The sequence below is a fragment of the Neobacillus sp. MER 74 genome (assembly GCF_023714155.1).
This window is the reverse complement of sequence record NZ_JAMAUV010000049.1, coordinates 1-2,724: the sequence shown is the minus strand read 5'-3', so window position 1 is coordinate 2,724 and position 2,724 is coordinate 1. Positions and strand designations below refer to the sequence as shown.

Below are 2,724 nucleotides of genomic sequence, written 5' to 3'. Positions count from 1 at the left end.
GAGTGAAACGGGGACGATTGTTAATTTTTGTTTTGGCATAAGAAAAAGCACCTCCTTTAGTTGATACATGTATCGTACCAAGAGGAGCTGCGGGTTTATATGCGTTGTTTGATTGGGGGCTTACGTTACTTTAATAAAATAATCGTTTAAAGTTTGAATATAACCTTCGGCATCTTTTTCATTTATTGCAGTAATCATAGAATTAACAAGGGAGGATATCTCTATTTCCTCGGACTTATCAAACCCTGTTAGCAATAAACTGCAACTAAAAAGCAGAATAATTAGAAGTTTTGTCTTCATATAACTCACCCCAATATACAAGCCTTTCCAGACTCTGGTATAATAGAGTTTACACAATTTAGAAGGTGTTTATGCTTAGGTTTCCTTATTTCAAAAAGCCAAAAATATATCAAAATAAATAGCCGGGGGAATTTACCCCGGCTGAGAAATATTATGTTATAATCCCTTCCTCTAGGTTTCTCCATAGATGATGGGCTTCCCTTGCAATATGTTCTAACAAATCTGGAGGCGAAGTTGTAGCGATTGCACATTTTTTGATTAGGTCATCTAGTTCTAATTTAAATGCTTCTAGACTCTTGGCTTCTTTAATAATCGTTTGCTTGAAATGTTCTAAAACTGGCAGCATTTCATTGCGTGGTTTTCGTATCATTGTTTTTAGTGCGTTTGCTTGTAATAAAAGCCGCTCAAACTTTTGCATCATATTTGTTACTTGAAAGTTCACCTCATAATTTGATACATCTGAATAATGACGTATATAGCCTAAATGGTCTGCCATTTGTCTCAACCAAAAGACGGTTTCATGTATGGTAGCATCTGCCGGTGTAACATAGCCACCACTTTCCATTAATTTAAAGACCTTTTGGGATTCCTCCGCTTCCCGGACCATATGGTCGAGAAGTGATACTGGTGTTGAAATTATGACTTCACAGCGTAAAGATTTATCCATTGTATAGGCGAGTAAACTGTGAAATTCACTTGTAGCATGTTGAGCCTCATTAATCAAAGTACCAAGGTCCCCCTGTTTCGCCTCTGCCTTCTGCCATATAGCTCCCAAGCGCTGAATATTATTTTGATTTGCACGAGCTAGTTCTATTTCATAATGGCTTATTTCCCTGTCGAAAAATCGCCCGTGGTCATAATCATTCCGTAACCAAAAAGCAATAATCCCATAGGCATCTCTTTCATACTTATCCGTATAACCCATAACCTCTACCTCCTAATTTTAGGACCCCATATTTTAATTAAAGTGCGTGTCAGGGTTTACTAAAAACTTCATCAGTGGATTATATTCGCATTTTGCGTTCTTTATGTTGGGTTTATCTAAAACTATTTATGGTGATTAGGAGAGTGAAGGAACAATTTGAACTTTTTGCTTTGGATTCTTTATGGTATTTTAATATATAGATGATGGAATTGGGATTGAAGGTATGGAAAAACAATGGTTAGTAGAATGTTGGGGCTACCTTGGAGACACCGATTTATTTTACACAGAGAAAGAAGCAAGAACATTCTTTAACAGCATTCGAAAACGACTGGATAGCAGTAAATATATAATTACAAAAACAAGTATCATCAACAAAGAAAATAGTGAAAATGCAGTGTATTTGACCAACTTGAGGGAAAAACCTAATAAAAATGAATAATTTATTGGTTTCAGGAAAGGTTAATGGAAAACATGTATTGCCCTTATCATCCCACAACAAAAGCCCTTAAATTAATAAGGGCTCTTTTATTTGTATTGAAACCGGATATTGCTTATTACAAAAAATTAATCTTTTATCATCAACATTATTATTCAAACATCTATAGGTAATATCTTAATAAAATTCAGTATTGTTCACTATATCTTAATTTGAGAGTTTATTTTGTCAAAATTGTCCCTTGTACTAATGAAATGTGCCAATAAATAAATACCAAATAAAAAGGGAAATGAATATATGTATTTCCAATTCTCTGGGGTATAGGTCTTTACCGATGCAAAGAAAGGTTCACCAATAAATGCACTCCCACCAGCAAAAATAAGTGCTTTAATATATGGATTGGAATTTGGCTTAATCTGAATAAGAAACATAATAATTACAGGAAAAAGAGTAAAATCCCAAGGTAAATAGGATGGGAGAAGTGGGAGAACGTCATAATTATAATGCCATAAACCTAACGCTATTCCTACAAAATCCAACCAGGAACTAATAAAAATGACTACTAATCCTGAAGCAAGTAATCGATAAGTGCTCTCTTTTTTTTTGAAATAGAACCATAATAGCCACGGAACAACGGTTAAAAACACACCTAACCACCATTGCCAAGTGAATAGTACATGTTCATGCCAAAATGCAATTTTTTTATCATGTGCTTTTTCAATTAAATCATAAATCTTGTCTGCTTTTTTCAAATATTCTTCTTGAGTCATTTTGACCCCCCCTTACCATCTATTATCTGTGATTTCAACCCAAAAAATTATCATCCTTTGAAAAATGGTTGTAAAAAAGCAAAAATTAATTAATTTAAGTTTACCTTATTGAAGAAACCTGCCCCGTTAGTGGAACAAGAAAAAAGAGCTACCGCAGCAACCCTTGTTCATACAGATAGGTAAGGCTTTGAAGTTATCGCTACCTTTTCCCCCCGTCCACACCGTACAAGCGACTTTCACCGCATACGGCGTTCCAACTATACCAATCCACTTTAACCATAACACTGTTCAGT

General features: G+C 34.8%; 4 protein-coding genes. 1 reads left to right on the top strand and 3 read right to left on the bottom strand.

Annotation, left to right across the window (positions count from 1 at the left end; translation table 11 throughout):
• Nucleotides 1-120: 120 nt before the first annotated feature.
• The gene (locus tag M3610_RS27205; protein WP_251463595.1) at nt 121-300 is read right to left on the bottom strand and encodes a hypothetical protein; all 180 of its coding nucleotides are present in this window, start codon (nt 298-300) and stop codon (nt 121-123) included.
• Nucleotides 301-451: 151 nt separating this feature from the next.
• Nucleotides 452-1,225, bottom strand: coding sequence for a DUF2935 domain-containing protein (locus M3610_RS27200; RefSeq protein WP_251463594.1), 774 nt, complete (start codon nt 1,223-1,225; stop codon nt 452-454).
• 223 nt (nt 1,226-1,448) lie between these two features.
• On the opposite strand from M3610_RS27200, the gene M3610_RS27195 reads away from it, so the two are divergent.
• The gene (locus M3610_RS27195; RefSeq protein ID WP_251463593.1) at nt 1,449-1,664 is read left to right on the top strand and encodes a hypothetical protein; all 216 of its coding nucleotides are present in this window, start codon (nt 1,449-1,451) and stop codon (nt 1,662-1,664) included.
• 197 nt (nt 1,665-1,861) lie between these two features.
• Here M3610_RS27195 and M3610_RS27190 read toward each other — a convergent pair whose 3' ends face one another.
• Nucleotides 1,862-2,431 carry a CBO0543 family protein gene (locus M3610_RS27190; RefSeq protein ID WP_251463592.1) on the bottom strand — a complete coding sequence of 190 codons (570 nt, stop codon included), beginning with the start codon at nt 2,429-2,431 and terminating at the stop codon, nt 1,862-1,864.
• Between the last annotated feature and the right edge of the window lie 293 nt (nt 2,432-2,724).

What these genes read in the sequence shown, in the direction of transcription:
- M3610_RS27200 (WP_251463594.1), bottom strand. Translation starts at nt 1,225, where the DNA reads ATGGGTTATACGGATAAGTATGAAAGAGATGCCTATGGGATTATTGCT.
- M3610_RS27205 (WP_251463595.1), bottom strand. Translation starts at nt 300, where the DNA reads ATGAAGACAAAACTTCTAATTATTCTGCTTTTTAGTTGCAGTTTATTG.
- M3610_RS27195 (WP_251463593.1), top strand. Translation starts at nt 1,449, where the DNA reads ATGGAAAAACAATGGTTAGTAGAATGTTGGGGCTACCTTGGAGACACC.
- M3610_RS27190 (WP_251463592.1), bottom strand. Translation starts at nt 2,431, where the DNA reads ATGACTCAAGAAGAATATTTGAAAAAAGCAGACAAGATTTATGATTTA.